This window comes from Clostridium gasigenes (genome assembly GCF_900104115.1).
Lineage (GTDB): Bacteria > Bacillota > Clostridia > Clostridiales > Clostridiaceae > Clostridium > Clostridium gasigenes.
Map to the genome: position 1 here is coordinate 17,554 of NZ_FNJM01000001.1, position 20,848 is coordinate 38,401.

The following is a 20,848-nucleotide window of genomic DNA, read 5'->3' on the forward strand; positions in this document are numbered from 1 at the left end:
AGTGATTTTAAATATAATAAAAAAGGAAATATTACAAAACCTTAGAGATAAAAAAGCGATGTTTTGGATGATTTTTTTCCCTATAATTATGATATTTATATTAGGAAATGCATTATCATCCGTCATTGGAGAAAGTAGCACAGCAGTACCTAAAACTAAAATTGTATACACTATAGAAAAAGAAACAGACGATACTAAAAAACTTGAAAATTTCTTTAATGATTCTAAAGAAGAGCTTAATATGGATTTTATAAAAAATGATGATAAAGAAAGTGTACTTAATGATATAAAAAGAGGAAAATTTGATTGTTATTTAGATATCGAGAATGCAGAAAACATAACCGTATATAGTAATGACATAAAAACTTTCAATGCAGCGTTAGTTACAAATCTTTTAGAAATCTATGGAGAAAAAAATAATGCACTTTCAAGTATAGCAAATGAAAATCCACAAGGATTACAATTTGTAGATGTTGATTCTAAACCAGATTTTATAAAAATTAGAAGTTTAGATAAGTTAGAGAAGCCTACAGCTTTAGATTATTATTCAGTAACTATGCTTACAATGATAATTCTATACGCAACTTTAACAGGGGCTATGACTATATTAGGAGAAAGAGTTAGAAGAACAATGCCAAGAATAGCATGTAGTCCTATAAATAGGGGGACATTATTCTTTGGGAAGCTTATAGGTGCCTTTGTAATTGTAACTATTCAAGTAGGTATATTATTTCTTTTCACAAAATATGTGTTTAGAGCAAATTGGGGAAGTGATTTATTACCTATAATAGGAATTCTTTTAACACAGATACTTATGGCAATATCATTAGGTATGGGGCTTTCTAGATTGTTTAATAACCCAAACTTAATTAGTGTATTTTCAAATTTAATAATAATTTTATTGAATTTCTTAGGTGGAGCATATATTCCTTTAGAAATATTTGGACCAAACAATATATTAATTTCAATATCAAATATATCTCCTTTAAAATGGACTAACGAATCCATATTTAAGATAATATATGGACAAGACTATTCTTTAGTGGCAATGGCTATATTTGTTAATTTAGCTGTAGCGTTAGTCTTTATGGTTTTACCTTTGGTATTTAGAAGAAGGGGGGAAGTTTAATGAGAGATATATTAAATATTACAAAAAATGTTTTGAAATTAATATTTAGGAAAAAATCAAGTATACTAGTTTTTATGCTTCTTCCTATAATGAGTATATTTATAAGTAAATATTTTAACACCACAACACAGCAGGATATAAAGATAGGGATTTATGATGAGGATAAGAGCACGGTATCAAAGGATCTTGCTGAATACCTTATAAATAAAGAAAATTTTAAGGTCTTTTATATAGAAAAAGATTATATAGATTCAAAGATATTAAATAAAGCTGTTGATTCTGTAATAGTCTTAGATAAGGGATTTGAAGAGAGCATAATTAATGGAAGTTTATCTAAAATTGATATGGTTTCTATAAAGGGGCAAGAGGTAACTGTTTGGCAAGAAAACTATATAAACTATTATATATCTGATCTTTTAGATATAAGTAAGTCATGTAGTGGTAACTCAGAACAGTTTTTTAAAGTTTATAATGATTTTAAAGAGCAAAAATTATCAATTAAAAATGAAAAGGTAAGTGATATTACACAAAGTCTTGGAGTTTCAAAGCAAAGTATAGCATTCCTTTTAGTATTTATGCTTACAGGAGCAACTATATCAGCTGGAACAATTGCTAGAGATAAGTCAAATAGAGTATTTAAAAGACTTATGGCATCACCCCTTAAAATGTATAAATATATATTAGGAAATTTTATTGCTAATTTTATAATGAATATACTTCAGATAGTTGTAATATTAATAGCAGCAAAGATTTTGAAATTAGATTTCCATATGAGTATGGCAATGATATTTATAACATTAGGAGTATTTTCATTAGTTTCAGTAGCACTTGGAATGTTTATAGCATCTATTAGTAGTTCTAGTGCACAGGTTGGACAAATATCTAATGCTATAATAGTTCCAACATGTATGCTTTCAGGATGTTTTTGGCCAATAGAGCTTATGCCAAGTATAATGCAGAAAGTAGCACTAATACTTCCGCAAACATGGGTTATAAAAACTGTGGATTCCCTTCAATCAGGAAAAGTATTTACTGATGTAGTTCCATATATACTTATAATTTTAGCTTTTGCGGTAGGTCTTTTCTTATTATCAGTTATAAATATTAAAAAAGATGAACAATTAGGAAGCTATGTTTAGAAAATATTAAAAGTACAACCTTCAATTATAAGATTGGAGGTTGTTTATTGTTGTGGATAAGTTGGAAAATATTACATCGGTTTAGTAGGCAATAGTAACGAGACTGACAAAATATTGTTATATTGTTATGTTATAATAATATAACAAATTTCAATGGGAAGAGGAGAACGTAATGGCACTAAAGATGTTTGGATTTATAGATGATATAATTAATACTTTAGAAGATGAGAGGGAATATCTTGAAAGAGTTGGCAAGGATATAGAAGGATATTTTGAGGATATTTTAAGAGGAAATCATGAAGGCTATATAAATATAAATACTAGGGTTAAGTCGAGTAGTAGCTTGAAGGAGAAGATTTTAAGAAATAACTACTATAATAAGAAGCTATCACCAAGAGAATTAGTTTATAGTCGTTCGGATTTAATTGGAATAAGGATAGAGTGTAGATTTATTAAGGATGAAGATGAAATATATAAAGTAATACAAGAGCATTTTAAATTAAAAAATAAAAACAATGAAAAAATATTCCTTGAAGTAAGCGGAATTCAACCTCAAAAGCAAAAAAATGGATTTAAGATATATAAGATAGATGGAGTTTATGAGGAAGATAATATAAAAGTTCCATTTGAACTTCAGATAAAAGCATTAGTAAACATATTTTGGAGTGAAATAGAACATAAAATTATATATAAGAATAATTCGTATTTACTAATGGATTCATATCTAAAAGATATTATGAAATCAATAAAAAAGAATTTAATGATGATAGATAATCAATTACTTATAACATATAATCAATTTAAGGTGCAAGGATCAGCTGTTTATTTAGAAAGTAAAAGCAACTTTGAAAAATTCCTATCAAAAATCATTTATGATGCATATGCTCTGAAAATGAAAAATGATATAGGGTTTGTTGTAGATTTTAAAAAGTCTTGCGATACAATAATAAAATATTTTCTTAGAGGGGAAGAAGGAAAATATGGCAATAAGATGATAAAGACCCTTGAAAGATTAAATGAAATATATACACTTGATACTAAATTTGATGAAGAAATTTTATTTGAAAGGGATATTAATTTTAAAGATGAATTTTCAGAAATAGTTGGTAAAAAAATATTAGAATCTATAAATAGTGAGTTTCAATGGAATTTATTCTTTAGAATAATATTTGAAATTGAACGTGGAAATAATTCCGAGGATTTTGAAGCTTTTATTGAGTTTTATAGAGATAGGTTTAGTGAAAATAGTAGGTTCTTGAAACTAAATTCAACTTTAGGAAATGAAGAAGGAATTATGATAAAGGGTGATATTATGAGGGTAATTGCTAAAGCATTTACAGAAATAGATTCAATTGAATTTGTTAATGAAAACAATATAAAAAATATAAATTCTATTATTAATTATGAGGTAAATAATATTTATGAAAATATATCCTCATATGGAGAATGGGAAAGCAAGATGGATATTTATTTAAAGGTAATACATATAAAGATTTTAGCTATATTTAATTTTTAGAGAAGACATTTTAAAAAAATGGAGCAATTAGGATAGTCTATTATTTTTTTAACCTTCCTAATATAGAAATTAATGTCTTCATTTCTATTAAGTAATTACTAGAAATAAAGACTTTTTCTTATTTTCTTATTGAATTAATATTAATTGTTGTATTTGATAAGGGTAAATAATGCTTGTTGAAAGCAATTGGATATTTACTATCTGAATATATAGCTTCCTCAATTAAGTAGTATTGTGATTCGGAGGAAATAGAATATTTTTTAGTTGCGAATGTACCAGAAGATGAAAGCTTAATATGTATAGATGTACTACTACATTTGTTATAAATTTCATCTTCTATAAAATGAAGAATCTCATCATTATTATTTAAATCAAGGTTAAAAGTAGATATAGTTTCGATTGGTATAATTGTATATGTATAGGCAATGGCATTTTCATTAGATTTATACCATCTGTCAATGCTAACTGCTGCAACTGTTATCCTACCTAAAACCTTTGTAAAATAGTCAGTTGGAGGCTCAATGTGAAAATTAATTTCAACAGAATCTACATCATGTTGCAAACATTTATAAACAACATTACCTATCTTTTCAAGACCTACACTTTTGTCTTTATGAGATTTAATAATGAAATTACCTTTTCCATGAATATTTTTTATTAAACCATCATCTTGTAATAAAGCTAATGCCTGGCGCAAAGTACTTCTACTAACGCCTAAATCTTTAGCCAAATCAGGCTCAGATGGTAATCTACAATCACCTGCAAAGGTTCCTTCATTTATCATTTTAAATAATTTATTATATACAGCAACATATCTTAATTCTTTTGATTTTTCAATAATATTAATCATAATATCCCTCTTTCTGTTAAATAGACAAGTTAAATACAAGTTCGAGTATAATTTATATACTATAATAGTATTATAGTGTAATATAGTTAATTATACTATGAATAATTAAAAAATATATTTTGAAAACGGTGACAGGACATTTAATTTGTGATAATATATGTATATAGAAACAGACAACTAAATAGACAAGTAAAGAACCTGTGATATAAATAAAGATTTAGGAGGGGTATTAAATGATTTATTCTCAAGGAGTAGAAAAACAATATCATATTAATGTTGCAAAAGGGGAAGTTGGAAAATATGTAATTATGCCAGGGGACCCAAAAAGATGTGAAAAGATAGCAAAGTATCTTGATAATGCAAAATTAGTGGCAGATTCTAGAGAATATGTTACATATACAGGATACTTAGATGGGGAAATGGTAAGTGTTACTTCAACAGGAATTGGAGGTCCATCAGCTGCCATAGCATTAGAAGAATTAGTTAGATGTGGAGCAGATACATTTATTAGAGTAGGAACTTGTGGTGGAATGGATTTAGATGTAAAAGGCGGAGATATGGTAGTTGCTACAGGAGCTATTAGAATGGAAGGAACAACTAAAGAGTACGTTCCAATTGAATTCCCAGCAGTAGCTAACTTAGATGTAATAAATTCTTTAGTATTAGCATCTAAAACATTAAATAAAGTTTATCATGCAGGGATTGTTCAATCAAAGGATTCATTCTACGGTCAACATTCACCTGAAACAAAACCAGTATCATATGAATTAATGAATAAATGGGAAGCTTGGTTTAGATGTGGATGTTTAGCTTCAGAAATGGAAGGGGCAGCCTTATTTATAGTAGGTAGTTATTTAAAGGTAAGAGTAGGAGCAGTATTCTTAGCTATAGCTAACCAAGAAAGAGAAAAGGCAGGATTAGAAAATATACAAGTACACGATACCGAAAGTGCAATAACAGTAGCAGTAGAGGGTATTAGAAATTTAATTAAAGCAGATAAGGAAAATAATAAATAATTTAGATAGATTAAATTTAACCTAAAAATAGGTATTTAGAAGGAGCATTAATATGAAAAAATATAAAAGAATTTTTACAATAGTAATAGATTCATTAGGAATTGGAGAAATGGAGGATGCAAAGGAATATGGAGATATAAATGTTGATACATTAGGACATATTGCAGACTCAGTAGAAAATTTCAAAATTCCTAATCTTGAAAAAATGGGTATTGCAAATTTACGTCCAGTAAAACATCTAAAGAAACAAGAAAAACCTCTAGGATATCAAATGAAAATGAAAGAGGCAAGTGTAGGAAAAGATACAATGACAGGTCATTGGGAAATGATGGGGCTACATATTACAAAGCCTTTTAAAACTTTTACTGACACAGGTTTCCCTAAAGAATTATTAGATGAGTTATCTAAGAGAACAGGACATAAAATAGTAGGAAATAAAAGTTCAAGTGGTACAGAAATACTAGATGAACTTGCAGAGCACCAAATGAAAACTGGAGACATGATTGTATATACTTCAGCAGATTCTGTGCTGCAAATATGTGGACATGAAGAGACTTTCGGGTTAGAGGAATTATATAGATGCTGTGAAATAGCAAGAGAGTTAACTTTAAAGGATGAATGGAAAGTTGGGAGAGTTATTGCAAGACCATATCTTGGAGATAAAAAGGGCGAATTTAAAAGAACTAGCAATAGACATGATTATGCATTAAAACCATATGGAAGAATTGCATTAAATGAATTAAAAGACAATAACTATGAAGTTATTTCAGTTGGAAAGATCAATGATATTTTTGATGGTGAAGGAATTACAGAATCAAATAGATCAAAGAGCTCAGTACATGGAATGGAACAAACATTAGAAATTATGGATAGAAACTTTGAAGGTTTATGCTTTGTAAATTTAGTTGATTTTGATGCATTATGGGGTCATAGAAGAAATCCAGCAGGATATGCTAAAGAATTAGAAATGTTTGATGTTAGTTTAGGTAATGTATTAAATAAGCTTAGAGAAGATGATTTATTAATTATTACTGCAGATCATGGAAATGACCCTACTTATAAAGGATCAGATCATACAAGAGAATATGTACCATTTTTAGCATATTCACCTTCAATGAAAGGCAATGGAGTATTAGATATATGTAATAGTTTTGCTGCAATTGGAGCTACAGTAGTTGAAAACTTTGGAGTTAAAATGCCAGAAAATACTATAGGTGAATCAGTATTAGAAAAATTAAATTAATAAAGTTTATGATTATAGAGCTAGTAACATTATGAATTAATTTTAATGTTAATTTAAAAAAGATTTTAGGAGGATGAATTATGAGTTTACACATTAATGCACAAGAGGGCGCAATAGCTGAAAATATTTTATTACCGGGAGATCCATTAAGAGCAAAATTTATTGCAGATAATTTTTTAGAAGATGTTGTTTGTTATAACGAAGTAAGAGGAATGCTCGGATTTACAGGTACATACAAAGGTAAGAGAGTTTCTGTACAAGGAACAGGAATGGGAATACCGTCTATGTCTATATATGCTACAGAATTAATGGCAGAATATAAAGTTAAAAATGTAATTAGAGTTGGTACTTGTGGATCTTATTCTGAGGATGTAAAGGTTAGGGACTTAGTAATTCCTATGTGTACATCAACAGATTCAAACATTAATTTAACAAGATTTGGAGGAAGAACTTATGCTCCAACAGCTAACTTCGCATTATTAAAGAAAGCTTATGATGTTGCTGTAGCAAAAGGATATGATCCAAAGGTAGGTCAAGTGTTTTCATCTGATACATTCTATGGAGATGATAATGAAGATTGGAAGACATGGGCTAAATTTGGATGTATCGCAGTAGAAATGGAAACAGCAGCATTATATACTATAGCAGCTAAATATAATGTAAATGCGCTAACTTTACTAACAGTAAGTGATCATTTAGTTACAGGCGAGGTAACTACTTCAGAGGAACGTCAAACAACATTTAAAAGTATGATGGAAGTAGCACTAGAAACATTAATAAGTTTATAAGAGTTAGTTATTTGTTAATAAACTAAATAAGAAAATAATATTTTTAAGAGTTAGGTAAAATATAATACCTAACTCTTTTTTTAAAGCTCCTTTATGGAAAAAGAATAAATTAATAAAATGTTACTTAAGGAGGTAATCTATAATGGATCTAGCGATTGTAAGCTTAGATGGTAAAATAGGTAACACTGAATCATTACTATACCAATTTGCCATTAGAATTTCCTTATTATCTACTTTAATTTCGCCACTTTCATAATCAGCTATAAATCCAATCATAAGTGAATCTTCAGTTGACCAGGGACTACTTCCAAAATAGGTGACATTTTTAATCTTTATACCTACTTCTTCAAATACCTCTCTTTTAACAGTTTCTTCTAATGTCTCACCTTGCTCTACAAATCCTGCAATAACACTATAAAGACCTTCAGTAAAATTTGAATTATGTGCTAGTAGTATTTTATCTTCATTTTTTATTCCAACTATTATAGCTGGAGAAATCCTAGGATATTGAGTAAAACCACAATTTGGACATTTTTTTGATTGTTCATCATAGTTTACATCTGTTAGAGTCCCACATTTCCCACAATACTTACTTGAGTTATTCCAACTTAATAGTTGATATGATTTTATACCTTTAAAATAGACACCCCTGTTATCGATCCATCTTTCATCCTTTAAACTTCCCCATTCTAAGGTATTAGGCAAAATATATGAATCTGAAATTTCAGCACAATAATATGATATGTTACTTGAAATTCCCACGAAAAAAATATTTTCAAGGTTTTCTTTCAATAAAGTGCAATCTTGCAATGTAGGTACTTGAATATTTAAGTTATCTTTTTTAATTAATAGTTTATTACCTTTATAAATAAACCATAAAGATAGGTTATCATCTTCTTTTATATCTAAACAAAGATTAATATATGATTCTGGGGTATGCATGTGTAAATCACCTCGCTACTATTATATATATGAAATATCATAACATAATTTAATATTTTTAGGTGGAAATATAAGTAGATTGGTAAGCGTGTTGTTAATTGGAAAAGTTTACAAAGTTAATCGTATAAGTTAAAATATTACTATGTTGTATTGTAGTGAATTTATAAAAAAATAAATTTTAGACTGTAGGCATAGTAAAACAAATAGCAAGAATATTATCTTGTTATTTATTTGATATGCCTTATGCAAGATGAAATATCAATATTTTATGAATTGATGGGAGAAATCTATGAAAAAGTTATTAAGTTTAGTTATGTGTATTTTAATAATTGGGTCAGTTAGTTGTAGTAGGGCTAAGGAATTGGTGGAAAAAAAGGTATCTACAGAAGTAACTAAAGAAATAGGAAATTTTATTGAATTTATGAATTATGGCTATTTTGATGAAAGTGAATTTGTCGAAAAATATACTTTAACAGATGGGAAATTAAAGGACTTGCCTTATAGTCAAATATGGGATTTGCAAAGAGCTAGTGCTAATGATTTTATGAATGAGGATATTGAAGTTTATAAAATTTTAGTGAAAAATCATAGGTTAAGCAATTTACCGGGAAATAAGTTAAGTGAAACTGAAGTATTTATTATGCTTTCTGATGGAAATATAATGGGTGGATATTCTATACCTAAATTAGATACTGTAGGTAGTGTTTATTCTATTGATGGCTGGGATAATGATGAATTAACAAAGGAACTTAAAGCTAATCCTGTTGTTGAAACCAAAAGTACTGATAAAAAAATAATCGCAACAGAGGTTTATACAGGGTATATTAAAGCAAATAGCACTGATTGGTGGAATGTAGAAAGAAATAAGTTAGATAGAGAACCTATACAAACCGTTCTTGATTATAAAATCACTAGCATTAATATGACAAATGAGTTTGAGGACTTCTTTACGGTAAGTATTGGTTACGATATTAAATCAGTAAAGGAATCATCACAATGGGTAGCTGGTAATGGAGAAGATGGACCAGATAATTGGATAATTAATAAGTCAGGCTTTGCAGATATTATGAAGGTTGGGGAAAATAAATATATAAAGATTAAGGGGTACACAGGGTACTATACTAGGGGAAATACATATAAAGATTAATTTACACAAATTTAACATTTTATTACAAAGTTGCACATTTGATTATTATTGATGATTTTCTTATATAAAAGTTAGAGTTATTCTAATTTTAGAAGAAATTCTAAATTGTATTTTGGAAGGTGAAATATTATGAGAAATTATCAACACATAAGCACATTAGCGCCTACAGGAATTGAAAAAAAGAAAGCATATTTAGTTGGTGCTGGGATAGGGTCACTTGCGGCAGCTGCATATTTGATTCGTGATGGACATATGGATGGTAAAAATATTACTATTTTAGAAGAATCAAATATGATTGGTGGAGCTATGGATGGGTATGGCAATCCAAAGGACGGTTATATAATTCGTGGTGGAAGAGAAATGGAAGAAAACTATGAATGTTGTTGGGATTTATATAGTCAAATACCATCTATAGAAGATCCAAGTAGGACTGTTTTGGATGAATTTAGAGAATTAAATATAGCAGATCCAAATGAATCTACTTGTAGAGTAATAGAAAACTGTGGTGAAAAGTTAGATTTCTCTTCACTGGGTTTAGATGAAAGTCATATAAAACAATTAACTAAGCTTTTCCTTGTTACTGAAGAGGATTTAGGAGCTACAACTGTTGAACAATTTTTTGATAAATCTTTCTTAGAAACAGATATGTGGTGTTATTGGCGTTCAATGTTTGCCTTTGAAAATTGGCACAGCCTTGTAGAAATGAAACGTTATATGGAACGCTTTATGCATTTGCTTCCAGGAATGAGTCGTCTTAAGGGAATTATGTTTACAAAGTATAATCAATACGATTCTATGATACTTCCTTTAATAAACTGGTTAAAGGAGGAGAAGGTAGTATTCAAAAATGATTCAAGAGTAACTGATTTAGATATTGATATAAATGAAAAAAGCAAAACTGTTACGGCTATTCACTTAATACGTAATGGAAAGGAAGAAATAATTAATACGACAGTTGATGATTTAGTATTTGTTACTAATGGTTCTATGACAGAAAATTCTACTCTTGGTACTATGGACAAGGCTCCAGTATTAAATACAGGAGTAGGTGGATGCTGGAATCTATGGAAAAACATCGCTAAGAAAGATGCTATCTTTGGCAGACCAGAAGTATTCTGTAGTGATATAGAAAAAAGTAAATGGGAATCATTCACTATTACCTGTACTGATTCTAAAGTAGCAGATATACTTAAAAAATTAACTGGTAGAGATCCATACTCTGGAAAAGTTGTTACTGGTGGTATTATTACAATTAAGGATTCAAGTTGGTTATTAAGTATAACTTGTAATAGACAACCTCACTTTGTTAATCAACCTAAAAATGTATTAGTATTATGGGCTTATGGATTATTCCCAAATAAAATTGGTGATTTTGTAAAGAAGAGAATGTGTGATTGTACTGGTGAAGAACTGGTAACAGAACTTCTTTATCATTTAGGTGCAAAGGATGATATTGCTGAAATTATAAAAACAGTAAATGTAATTCCTTGTATGTTACCATATGTAACTAGTCAATTTATGCCTAGAGTTAAAGGGGACAGACCATCAGTTGTACCAAAAGGATGCACTAATCTAGCATTTTTAGGTCAATTTACAGAAATTCCAGGAGATTGTGTGTTTACTGTTGAATACTCTATTCGTTCAGCTATTATGGGAGTATACACATTACTTAAGCTTGAAAAACAAGTTCCTGAAGTTTATCCATCTAAATATGATATTAGAGTAATTGCTGCTGCTACAAAGACATTATATAGTGGAAAGCCACTACCAGCAGAAGGCATAGTTAAAAAGCTATTAAAAAATACAACTCTTGAAGGATTAATATAAGGCACTAGAAAAAAGTGCGAGGAAGTCAAATAAGGCTTCCTCACACTTTTATATAGAAATAACTTTTTTATGATTTATATTTTAATAATGCTCTATGAGTATTACCACTTATTATTTTATTAAGATTATCAATAATTTCAACAGGATCTTCAACCATATTAGATCTTATCCATTCAAGTAATAAACCAACTAATGCAACCTTATAGAAATTAACAATAAATTCTTTTTCTTTTTCGGGTACATTCATTTCTACAGATATCTCTTGGACAACATCAAAAACAAGATAGTAAACAACCCTATATAAATGTGTTTCTAGCTGCTCTCTTCCAATAGAATTATAGGTGTTTAAAACAAGCTTTTTATTTTCTGCTAAATAATAAAAGATATTTAAAAATCCTTGTTGCCATGAATCACAAGTTTTTTTTTCTTCCATAACAGAAGCTATTTCATTTTTAAAAATCCACTCCAAAAGATTATAAATATCTTGAAAGTGATAATAAAATGTACGGCGATTAACTTCACAGTCATTAACAATATCATTTACAGTAATTTTAGATAATGGAATTGTAAGCATTAGCTTTTTTAAAGATTGGGCTAAAGCTTTTTTTGTCATTTGTGACATTCCTTGCATCCCCTTTTTTGATATCACTATAAATTATTATTCAATAATACAATAGGTAATATATAACTATTATAACATTTTGATTAATTATTTTAAAGGATGTTTTATATAAAAATTGGTATCAAATGCTGCCTAGTATTTAGTAATTTTAATCGAAGATACAGTTAACTCTTATAGGTTTTAAGAAATAAATCTCTATAAAAATCAAAGCCATTTGAAGTGTTAACTAAACCACAATCATGTACACACCAAGGAGTTTCTTGCCTTGGAACTACAACTTTATACCCCTTATTTATAAATTCTAAACATTGGGATAAATCATAAAAATGCCATCCTTTGAAGATATCATATCTCCATTTTAAGTCATATTGAGTAGCAATTAATAATCCATCTACTGCTTCTATTTCCTCATAATTAGAATTTATCTTATTAAATTCTAATAAAGACAAATGCCCTGTATGACTCTCGTAGACTCGTCCAACTGTAATAGAACTTTCCCACCATACTCCACTAGCTGGAAGTGTTTTTGCACCACACATACCTATAAGACCTATATCTTTATCTAAATTAAAAATATTTAAAAGATCATTTATAAAATTCATATTCCGTATATATACATCTTGATGTAAATACACCTTATATTTAGCAGTTGAAGATTCCATACATTGATTATAAGCAAAAGCAATTCCATTTGCATTTCGCATTGGAATAACCTCTACATTAAAACCATTTGGAACTATTAAATTACTAATATAAAACTTACATTCCTCAAAAGCTAATTCATTATTTACAACTATAATAAAGGCTATCTTCTTATCATCCATTAAATTCTTTCAGCTCCCTTAGCATTTAAATTTTAAATAGTCTGTTTAGATTCTCACAAATTTTAATCCAACTTAAATTTTCCTGTGAATAAATTTGAGAATTTATACAGTTGCTCTTTAATAGATCCTCATTAAAGCAGCTATCTAGTAAAGCTTCTTCTAATTTAGTTCTGTTGTTTACAGGGAATATTCTACCGTATTTACCGTAATCAATAATATCTATAGCCCCATCAACATCAGTTGAAATTAAATAACATCCATTAGAAACTGACTCTGAAAATACATTAGCACAAGCTTCAGAAGCTGATGTTAAACAAAATATCTTAGCCTCTTTAAATCTCTCTTTAAGTTGATTTTTCTCTAGCTTTCCTGTTAATTTAATTCTTTCTCTTAAATGGGGATTTTCAGTAAAATAATTTTTTAGATAAATTAAGAAGTTATCCTCTATCCCTCCAACTAATTCTATATTCCAGCCCTTAATTTTATCTTCAATATTCTTAAAGGCTTCTAATAAAAGTTGGTTATTTTTATCAGGACTTCCTATTCTACCTGCAAACATTATAGTATTGGTTTTATCTTCGTAATTTATAATTTCATCATTTATAAAGTTATAATATCCATTAGGGATGAACTGTATATTTAGATTCCATATTGAATTTAATAAATGTTCTAATCTTCTGCTTTCTACAGTTATTAAATCACACCTTCTTAATGCGCTGAGTAACCCTTCATTCATAGATTTATTTAAATTACTCATCCAATATACATTAGCATCTAATTTTAAATAGATTTTTCCTAAAGGATTTACAGATTTATAGGCGTTTATCATTTGAATATTGTAATCATATAAACCAATCATCATAAGAACCTGAGTATTTTTTAATTTTTGAAGTACATCTTCTTCGTTTTTTATTAAATTAACTTCTAAATTATCAAGATATATTTTATTATCATATAGCTCATCATTTATTGAATAGCATAATATCTCACTTTTATATCCGTGATATTTTTGCATTATAAAGGGTATAACTCCAACATCTTTAGTTAAAAGCACATTTCCCATATTTGGCATATATAGTGTAAAATTTTTCATAATAAAATCACTCCAGCAAAATATTTATATTTCTTTTTAATAATTCAGCTACTACCATATCTTTTACTTGTTTTTTATTTATTATATGATTAGCTACTAAATAATCTATATCATCTACGAAATCTTCTTTATATTTATTGTACATATCAAAAATATATTCTAAGCTTTTATTAAGGTCTATATTGTTGTCTAATCTCATCAACTTAAATTTCAAATTAACCATATCATCATTTTCATATCTAGTAAGATCTAGTTTGTTTTTAGCTTTTACAATATATTGATATATACTATATTGATGTCTTAAATTTTCATTTCCAAGTGCACATAGAGCGTGTATAAGAGTGGAATCGCTAGGGGACAGTTCAAGGGGATTTGCAGTTATACTTGTTACTTCATAGCTAGCAAAGTTAAATAATTCTTCTATTTCAGCTAAAGTGAAGAATCTTATATGGGTTTTATTTAAAATACCTATATCTTCATACTTAAATCTTCCATTTATAATATTTTTAAGTACACTTACATGCATAATATTAGGAAGATTAGCTAATATATATCCATCTTTCTTTAAATATTTTTTCATTTTCTTTATTAATTCCCATGGATCTATAACATATTCAAGCATATCAGCCAATAAGATATAATCAAAGAATTTAGTTTTGTAAGGAAGTTCTAATTTTTCAATATCTCCAACTAGTACACTACATACTCCTTTAGCAACTTTAGCTACGGCTTCTGATGTCTCTATACCATAAAGATTAGCATTTCTATATTTATTATTTATTTCTAATAATGTCCCACCTATTCCACATCCAACATCTAAGACATTAAAACTTTCCATTAGATCTGAATCAATAAGACCTATTATTCCAGACTTTACACGTTCATGGTAGTTAGTATCAAATCCCCACTTTTCTTGAATTTTAATTTTGTTGTTAAAGAGAACCTGTGAAAATATTGAGCCCTCATTTGCAAAAGAAACACTTCCAAAGTGATGAATAAAAGTATCTTTACACAAAAATAATTTATAGCCTTCACTAAGTATTCTTAAAGAAAGATCATCATCTTCATAATTTCCTGGAGTAAACCTTTCATCTAATAAACCTATCTTGTCTAAAACTTCTCTTTTTATCATATAACAGTAGCCTATTAATTTAAGTCTATAATCCCAAGCGCTTGGGGTTGATACATTTATTTTAGTTGAAAATTCCAACATTTCCGATATGTTGGTATAATTTACCTGTATTTCTTGGAAATTTGAACAATTGTTAGAAATACATCCAACTGCTCCTATATCATTACTACTATACAATGCCATTTGTAAATTATTTAGCCAGTTAGGCGTAACTATAGTATCATTATTTAGAAGTAATAGGTTATCTCCCTTTGATATGACCATTCCTTGATTACATCCTGCTGGAAAACCTTTATTTTCTTTATTATATATAACCTTCAGATTTTCTTGATTCTCTAACCATTCTACTGTATCGTCTGTTGAATTATTATCAACTACAATAATTTCATAATTCTCCAAAGGAGTAAATTTTCTAATGCTTTCAATGCACAATTTAGTAAAATTTAATTGATTATAGGTAAGTATTATAATACTAGTAAACTTCATACTTTCATTATTTGCCTCATAATCATAATCCTTTATAAACTCTTGACTTTCCATAGTAGGTGCTATATATCCTTTCATAATTAAACCTCCATTAATAACTTATAATATTCATAGCTATTTCTTTTGTTACAACTCATATATTTTGTACAGCACGCTTGCACAAAATATTTAGGGCATTTTTGATTTGTTATTTATTTTCACTTTTCTTAATGCACCAAATAAGGCTATATACATACTATAGATATAGTAAATATTATTCTATATATACGTACTTATTAGTAAAAAATATATAAGGGATCTTTAAAAAATAATTAGTCAGATTCTTGTCTTTTTTGATTTGTTATTTTCTTTTATATCCTTAAGGAGGGAAATGAAATTAACGAAATGTCAGTTACATCTAATATAATTAAAGATAAAAAATTTTGGTATGGAAAAACAGTATTAATAACAGGACATACAGGATTCAAAGGATCCTGGCTTAGTATTTGGCTTACTTTACTGGGAGCTAAAGTTATAGGGTTTTCCTTAGAAGAATCAAATCCACTTAGTATTTTTGAAAAAGCTAAATTATCCGACAAGGTAATTGATACTAGAGGGGATATAAGAGATTTAACTAAGCTTAAGGATGTATTTAACAAATATAATCCTGAAATAGTATTTCATTTAGCAGCGCAAGCTTTAGTTAGAGAATCTTATAAAAATCCTTCCTATACCTATGAAGTAAATGTAAATGGAACTATGAATGTTTTAGAGTGTATAAGAAGTAGTGAAAATCCAATAACTGCTGTATTAATTACTACTGATAAGTGTTACGAAAATAAAGAAATTATGTGGGGATATAGGGAAAATGATGCATTAGGTGGATATGATCCTTATAGTTCTTCTAAAGCTTGCTGCGAAATATTAATAAGCTCTTGGAGAAATTCATTTTTTAATCCTAGTCAATATACAAATCATAAAAAATCTATTGCATCTGCAAGAGCTGGGAATGTTATTGGTGGTGGAGATTTTGCAAAAGATAGAATTGTTCCAGACTCAATAAGAGCTTTAGAGGAAAATAAAAAGATAAAAATAAGAAATCCAAAAAGCACACGTCCTTGGCAACATGTACTTGAACCACTTTTTGGATATATGGTATTAGCTAAAAAGATGTATGAAAACCCACTTGATTATTGCGAAGGTTGGAACTTTGGACCAAATATAAATTCAGTTATAGATGTAAAATCCTTAACTGAAAAATTAGTTTATCTATATGGGATGAAAGATATGATAGAAATAGAAAAGAATAATGATCTTCATGAAGCAAATTTATTATTTTTAGATACTACTAAGTCAAGATTAAAGTTAAACTGGCAAGGTAAACTTGATATAGATAAAACGTTGAATCTAACTATTGATTGGTATAAGAGATATAAAAGTGAAGATGTATTCACTTTGTGTAGTGAGCAAATTCAATATTATATGAAGATAATAGGTGAGTAGATATGAGTAAAAAGTATTTAGTTACTGGTGCAACAGGCTTTGTTGGATCCTGTTTAGTTAGGAAATTAATAGATAATAATGAAGAAGTTCATATAATAGTTAGAAAAAAATCAGATAATTGGAGACTAAAAGATATTATTAAATTTATTAAAGTCCACTATGTTGATTTAAATGATGAAAATGAAATAAAAGAGTTATTTGAAAAAAATTCCTTCAATATAATATATCACTTAGCAACCTATGGAGGATATAACTTTCAAATGGATATTAATAATATAATTAATACTAATTTAATTGGAACTTGGAATTTATTTAAATATTGTAAGGACAGCGGAATAGAAATGTTTATAAATACAAGTAGTTCCTCAGAATATGGTGAGAAAAATGAGGCTATGAAAGAGGATATGTTACTTAATCCTAATAATATGTATGGTGCAACTAAGGTAGCGTCAACCGTTCTATGTAATACCTACGCAAAATCAAATGATATACCCTTAATTACCTATAGACTATTTTCACCCTATGGACATTTCGATTCTACTAGTAGATTAATTCCAACCGTAATAAAGTCCTGTTTGAAAAATGAAGATATATATTTAGGAAGCAAAAACTCTAAAAGAGATTTTATATTTATAGATGATGTTATTGATAGTTATTTAATATCTTCAAAAATTAATAATAAATATGGTGAAATATATAATATTGGAAGTGGCAGAGAATATGCGGTAGAAGAAATTGTTAATAAAATAGTATATCTAACTAAAAGTAAAAGTAAATTGTATTGGGGAAATGATTTAGGAAGACAATATGAACCAAAATCCTGGGTTGGTGATATAAGTAAGATTCAAGCAGAAGTTTCTTGGAAACCAAAAGTTGATATTGATGAAGGTTTAATAAAAACAGTTAAATGGTTTAAGGAAAATCTGATTTTGTATAAATAATATGGAGGTGTTTATGAAGGTATCAGATTATATAGTAGAGTTTATTAAAGAATTTAATATAGATACTATTTTTGGATATCAAGGTGGAGCCATTACACATTTAGTGGATTCCATATATAAAGCAGAAGGAATAAGTTTTGTTTCATTATATAACGAACAAGGGGCAGCTTTTTCCGCAGAAGCTTATTCAAGAACAAGTGAAAATATTGGGGTTTGTATTGCTACTAGTGGGCCTGGAGCTACTAATTTAATTACAGGCATAGGAAGTTGTTTTTTTGATTCAATTCCTTGTGTATTTATAACAGGTCAAGTAAACACCTATGAATTCAGAAGACGTGACAATATACGGCAAGAGGGTTTTCAAGAAACAGATATTATTAAAATAGTAAATTCTATAACAAAATATTCAGTTATGGTAACTAAAGCAGAGGATATAAAATATCATTTAGAAAAGGCTTTTTTCTTAGCAAAAAACCAAAGGAGCGGGCCAGTTCTTATTGATGTTCCAATGAATATTCAAAGAGCAGATATAGATATTTATAAATTAAAAGGATTTTATGATTCAGATGAATATATTAAATTAATTGAGAATGTGAATGATGAAGAAAGTTTAAATGAAGAGACTTTAAATGAGGTAATCGAATTACTCAACTTATCAACAAGACCTGTAATTTTAGCTGGAGGAGGAATAAGACTTTCAAAATCTATAAATGAATTAAAAGAATTAATAGATATAACTGGGATTCCAACAGTTACAACTCTTATGGGATTAGATTCTGTAGATAATGAAAATAAGAAATTTGTTGGATACATGGGAACTTACGGGCTAAGATATTCTAATTTAGCAGTAGCAAACTGCGATTTATTAATTGTGCTTGGCTCTAGGTTAACATCAAGGCAAACAAGTCCGAGTCCTAAAATGTTTTCAAGAGAGGCAAAGATAATTCATGTTGATATTGATAGTAATGAACTTAATCTAAAAGTAAAAGAAGATATTAGTATTAAATGTGATTTGAAAACATTTATAAAAAAGTTAATTGATAAAATAAAAATAAAGGAATTGAAATTAAATTTTAGCTCATGGATGGATAAAATAGACTCATATAAAGATCAATACCCAACTTATCCAACTCAAAAAGAAAAGGGGAAATTAGATCCAAATGAGGTTATGTATTTAATTAATAAACTTTGCAATAAAAACACTATTTTTTGTTTGGATGTAGGCCAAAATCAAATATGGGCTGCACAATCTATGGTTATAAAAAACAAACAAAGAGTATTAACTGGAGGGGGAATGGCGGCAATGGGATTTGCACTGCCGGCAGCTATTGGAGCTTGGTATTGCAGAAAAAATTCAAAAATAGTAGCCATAGTGGGTGATGGTGGATTTCAAATGAATATCCAAGAGTTACAAGCTGTAGTGAGAGATAAAATACCTGTGAAAATTATTCTTATGAACAATCATTCTTTAGGAATGATACGTCACTTCCAAGAGTTATATTTTAATTCAAATTACTATGGAACAATAGATGGATATTCGGCACCAGATTTTATAAAGGTATGTAGCGCATATGGAATTGATTCTCATAGAATAAATTCCATTAATCAAATTAATAATATTGAAAAACTTATCAATGATGATAAAAGTCATTTTATTGAAATAGATTTAAGTAATATTACCTATGTAATTCCTAAACTAGAAATGGGAAATCCAATTGAGGACCAATCGCCATTAGTTGATAGAAATGAATTTTATAAAAATATGATAATAGAACCTTTTGAAAAAACTAAAAATTAATTTTTTAGTTTCCTTATAAATATAATATTTAGGTAAGAAAGTTCAAAAAAATGGGGGAGAGAACTATGAATTTAATAGATATATATGTTATTAGTCATAAACCTTATAAAATGATAGAATCTGAATTATTTACACCAATATTTACAAAACGAGAAATTGTTCCAAGTGATTATAATATATTATGTTCGGATGAAGAAGATAATATTGCTAGTGAAAATTCTTTATATGCTGAGTTTTCAACCTATTATTGGGTATGGAAAAATAGAGAAATACCAAAGTATGTAGGCTTTTTTCAATATAGAAGATATATATCATTTAAAGATAATGTAACTGGCACTGATAACATTGATGAGGTAATTGATAAATATGGCTGGAATGAAGAGGAATTAGAAAACCTCCTAACTGATTGTGATATAGTGCTTCCTACATCTTTAAGTTTTAGGATGCTTGGAATGGGAAATATGTGGAATCAATATAAGCTTTGGCATAAAAATGAATATTTGAATGAAGCTTTAGAGATTATTAAAGAAAAATATCCAAGTTATATAGGAGATTGTTTTACTGCTCTTTTCAGTACTGAAATATATTATGTTAATTTATTTATTATGAGAGGGGATTTGTTTGATAGTTATATGACTTGGGTAATGGATATTTTTGATGAACTTAAAAATAGATTAAATATTGATTATACGGTTAAGGATTTTGCATATTTAGGTGAACGCTTATTTAATATATTTTTAGTTAATAAACAAAGAACTGAAAATGTGAAAATAAAAGTAAAGCAACCTGTATATTTACGAGAAAATAATTCGAATGGAATAGATTTTTGGATAGGGGATTCGGCACATATACCAGAGGCAGGTAATTAAAAAA

Annotated in this window: 18 protein-coding genes; 12 read left to right on the forward strand and 6 right to left on the reverse strand. The window is 28.2% G+C overall.

Annotated features, from left to right (window positions below):
- The first annotated feature begins 1 nt into the window (after position 1).
- The 3 genes from BLS77_RS00090 (at position 2) to BLS77_RS00100 (ending at position 3,784) form a co-directional block, all read left to right on the forward strand.
- Positions 2–1,129 (forward strand): SagG family ABC transporter permease subunit, encoded by a 1,128-nt coding sequence (locus BLS77_RS00090; protein WP_089964639.1) that lies wholly within the window; start codon positions 2–4, stop codon positions 1,127–1,129.
- The gene (locus tag BLS77_RS00095; RefSeq protein ID WP_089964641.1) at positions 1,129–2,268 is read left to right on the forward strand and encodes an ABC transporter permease; all 1,140 of its coding nucleotides are present in this window, start codon (positions 1,129–1,131) and stop codon (positions 2,266–2,268) included. The genes BLS77_RS00090 and BLS77_RS00095 overlap by 1 nt, the downstream gene beginning before the upstream one ends.
- A gap of 172 nt (positions 2,269–2,440) precedes the next feature.
- Positions 2,441–3,784, forward strand: coding sequence for a GTP pyrophosphokinase (locus tag BLS77_RS00100; protein WP_089964642.1), 1,344 nt, complete (start codon positions 2,441–2,443; stop codon positions 3,782–3,784).
- A 118-nt stretch (positions 3,785–3,902) separates the two neighbouring features.
- Here the strand turns inward: BLS77_RS00100 and BLS77_RS00105 are convergent, their stop codons facing one another.
- Entirely contained in the window at positions 3,903–4,634 is a 732-nt protein-coding gene (locus BLS77_RS00105; protein ID WP_089964644.1) for a GntR family transcriptional regulator, read from the reverse strand.
- A gap of 233 nt (positions 4,635–4,867) precedes the next feature.
- On the opposite strand from BLS77_RS00105, the gene udp reads away from it, so the two are divergent.
- The 3 genes from udp to deoD all read left to right on the forward strand — a co-directional run bounded on the left by udp (position 4,868) and on the right by deoD (position 7,681).
- On the forward strand, positions 4,868–5,650 hold the full coding sequence (gene udp, locus BLS77_RS00110) for a uridine phosphorylase (RefSeq protein ID WP_089964646.1): 783 nt from the start codon (positions 4,868–4,870) through the stop codon (positions 5,648–5,650).
- A gap of 52 nt (positions 5,651–5,702) precedes the next feature.
- A complete protein-coding gene (locus tag BLS77_RS00115) occupies positions 5,703–6,893 on the forward strand; it encodes a phosphopentomutase (RefSeq protein ID WP_089964648.1) in 1,191 nt (396 codons plus the stop codon).
- Between the two features lie 80 nt (positions 6,894–6,973).
- Entirely contained in the window at positions 6,974–7,681 is a 708-nt protein-coding gene (deoD, locus tag BLS77_RS00120; protein ID WP_089964651.1) for a purine-nucleoside phosphorylase, read from the forward strand.
- A 120-nt stretch (positions 7,682–7,801) separates the two neighbouring features.
- Here the strand turns inward: deoD and nudC are convergent, their stop codons facing one another.
- Entirely contained in the window at positions 7,802–8,623 is an 822-nt protein-coding gene (nudC, locus tag BLS77_RS00125) for an NAD(+) diphosphatase (RefSeq protein ID WP_089964653.1), read from the reverse strand.
- A 289-nt stretch (positions 8,624–8,912) separates the two neighbouring features.
- On the opposite strand from nudC, the gene BLS77_RS00130 reads away from it, so the two are divergent.
- Positions 8,913–9,770, forward strand: coding sequence for a hypothetical protein (locus BLS77_RS00130; RefSeq protein WP_089964655.1), 858 nt, complete (start codon positions 8,913–8,915; stop codon positions 9,768–9,770).
- A 129-nt stretch (positions 9,771–9,899) separates the two neighbouring features.
- A complete protein-coding gene (locus BLS77_RS00135; RefSeq protein WP_089964657.1) occupies positions 9,900–11,597 on the forward strand; it encodes an oleate hydratase in 1,698 nt (565 codons plus the stop codon).
- A gap of 67 nt (positions 11,598–11,664) precedes the next feature.
- Here the strand turns inward: BLS77_RS00135 and BLS77_RS00140 are convergent, their stop codons facing one another.
- From BLS77_RS00140 to BLS77_RS00155, 4 genes are all read right to left on the reverse strand, one after another.
- Positions 11,665–12,219, reverse strand: coding sequence for a TetR/AcrR family transcriptional regulator (locus BLS77_RS00140; RefSeq protein WP_089964659.1), 555 nt, complete (start codon positions 12,217–12,219; stop codon positions 11,665–11,667).
- 164 nt (positions 12,220–12,383) lie between these two features.
- Positions 12,384–13,043, reverse strand: a complete 660-nt coding sequence (locus BLS77_RS00145) for a glycosyltransferase family protein (protein ID WP_089964661.1) — start codon at positions 13,041–13,043, stop codon at positions 12,384–12,386.
- Positions 13,044–13,068: 25 nt separating this feature from the next.
- A complete protein-coding gene (locus BLS77_RS00150) occupies positions 13,069–14,136 on the reverse strand; it encodes a glycosyltransferase family 4 protein (protein ID WP_089964663.1) in 1,068 nt (355 codons plus the stop codon).
- 7 nt (positions 14,137–14,143) lie between these two features.
- Complete coding sequence (locus BLS77_RS00155) at positions 14,144–15,832, reverse strand: glycosyltransferase (RefSeq protein WP_207648668.1); 1,689 nt, start codon at positions 15,830–15,832, stop codon at positions 14,144–14,146.
- A gap of 306 nt (positions 15,833–16,138) precedes the next feature.
- On the opposite strand from BLS77_RS00155, the gene rfbG reads away from it, so the two are divergent.
- The 4 genes from rfbG (at position 16,139) to BLS77_RS00175 (ending at position 20,844) form a co-directional block, all read left to right on the forward strand.
- On the forward strand, positions 16,139–17,236 hold the full coding sequence (rfbG, locus tag BLS77_RS00160; protein WP_089964665.1) for a CDP-glucose 4,6-dehydratase: 1,098 nt from the start codon (positions 16,139–16,141) through the stop codon (positions 17,234–17,236).
- Between the two features lie 2 nt (positions 17,237–17,238).
- Positions 17,239–18,177 carry an NAD-dependent epimerase/dehydratase family protein gene (locus tag BLS77_RS00165; RefSeq protein WP_089964667.1) on the forward strand — a complete coding sequence of 313 codons (939 nt, stop codon included), beginning with the start codon at positions 17,239–17,241 and terminating at the stop codon, positions 18,175–18,177.
- Between the two features lie 13 nt (positions 18,178–18,190).
- Entirely contained in the window at positions 18,191–19,975 is a 1,785-nt protein-coding gene (locus BLS77_RS00170) for a thiamine pyrophosphate-binding protein (protein ID WP_089964668.1), read from the forward strand.
- Between the two features lie 65 nt (positions 19,976–20,040).
- Entirely contained in the window at positions 20,041–20,844 is an 804-nt protein-coding gene (locus tag BLS77_RS00175; protein WP_175490717.1) for a DUF4422 domain-containing protein, read from the forward strand.
- The last annotated feature ends 4 nt before the right edge of the window (positions 20,845–20,848 follow it).

What these genes read in the sequence shown, in the direction of transcription:
- BLS77_RS00130 (WP_089964655.1), top strand. Translation starts at nt 8,913, where the DNA reads ATGAAAAAGTTATTAAGTTTAGTTATGTGTATTTTAATAATTGGGTCA.
- BLS77_RS00100 (WP_089964642.1), top strand. Translation starts at nt 2,441, where the DNA reads ATGGCACTAAAGATGTTTGGATTTATAGATGATATAATTAATACTTTA.
- BLS77_RS00135 (WP_089964657.1), top strand. Translation starts at nt 9,900, where the DNA reads ATGAGAAATTATCAACACATAAGCACATTAGCGCCTACAGGAATTGAA.
- BLS77_RS00145 (WP_089964661.1), bottom strand. Translation starts at nt 13,043, where the DNA reads ATGGATGATAAGAAGATAGCCTTTATTATAGTTGTAAATAATGAATTA.
- BLS77_RS00150 (WP_089964663.1), bottom strand. Translation starts at nt 14,136, where the DNA reads ATGAAAAATTTTACACTATATATGCCAAATATGGGAAATGTGCTTTTA.
- BLS77_RS00115 (WP_089964648.1), top strand. Translation starts at nt 5,703, where the DNA reads ATGAAAAAATATAAAAGAATTTTTACAATAGTAATAGATTCATTAGGA.
- deoD (WP_089964651.1), top strand. Translation starts at nt 6,974, where the DNA reads ATGAGTTTACACATTAATGCACAAGAGGGCGCAATAGCTGAAAATATT.
- BLS77_RS00095 (WP_089964641.1), top strand. Translation starts at nt 1,129, where the DNA reads ATGAGAGATATATTAAATATTACAAAAAATGTTTTGAAATTAATATTT.
- BLS77_RS00170 (WP_089964668.1), top strand. Translation starts at nt 18,191, where the DNA reads ATGAAGGTATCAGATTATATAGTAGAGTTTATTAAAGAATTTAATATA.
- BLS77_RS00140 (WP_089964659.1), bottom strand. Translation starts at nt 12,219, where the DNA reads ATGTCACAAATGACAAAAAAAGCTTTAGCCCAATCTTTAAAAAAGCTA.
- BLS77_RS00175 (WP_175490717.1), top strand. Translation starts at nt 20,041, where the DNA reads ATGAATTTAATAGATATATATGTTATTAGTCATAAACCTTATAAAATG.
- BLS77_RS00165 (WP_089964667.1), top strand. Translation starts at nt 17,239, where the DNA reads ATGAGTAAAAAGTATTTAGTTACTGGTGCAACAGGCTTTGTTGGATCC.
- udp (WP_089964646.1), top strand. Translation starts at nt 4,868, where the DNA reads ATGATTTATTCTCAAGGAGTAGAAAAACAATATCATATTAATGTTGCA.
- rfbG (WP_089964665.1), top strand. Translation starts at nt 16,139, where the DNA reads ATGTCAGTTACATCTAATATAATTAAAGATAAAAAATTTTGGTATGGA.
- BLS77_RS00105 (WP_089964644.1), bottom strand. Translation starts at nt 4,634, where the DNA reads ATGATTAATATTATTGAAAAATCAAAAGAATTAAGATATGTTGCTGTA.
- BLS77_RS00155 (WP_207648668.1), bottom strand. Translation starts at nt 15,832, where the DNA reads ATGAAAGGATATATAGCACCTACTATGGAAAGTCAAGAGTTTATAAAG.
- nudC (WP_089964653.1), bottom strand. Translation starts at nt 8,623, where the DNA reads ATGCATACCCCAGAATCATATATTAATCTTTGTTTAGATATAAAAGAA.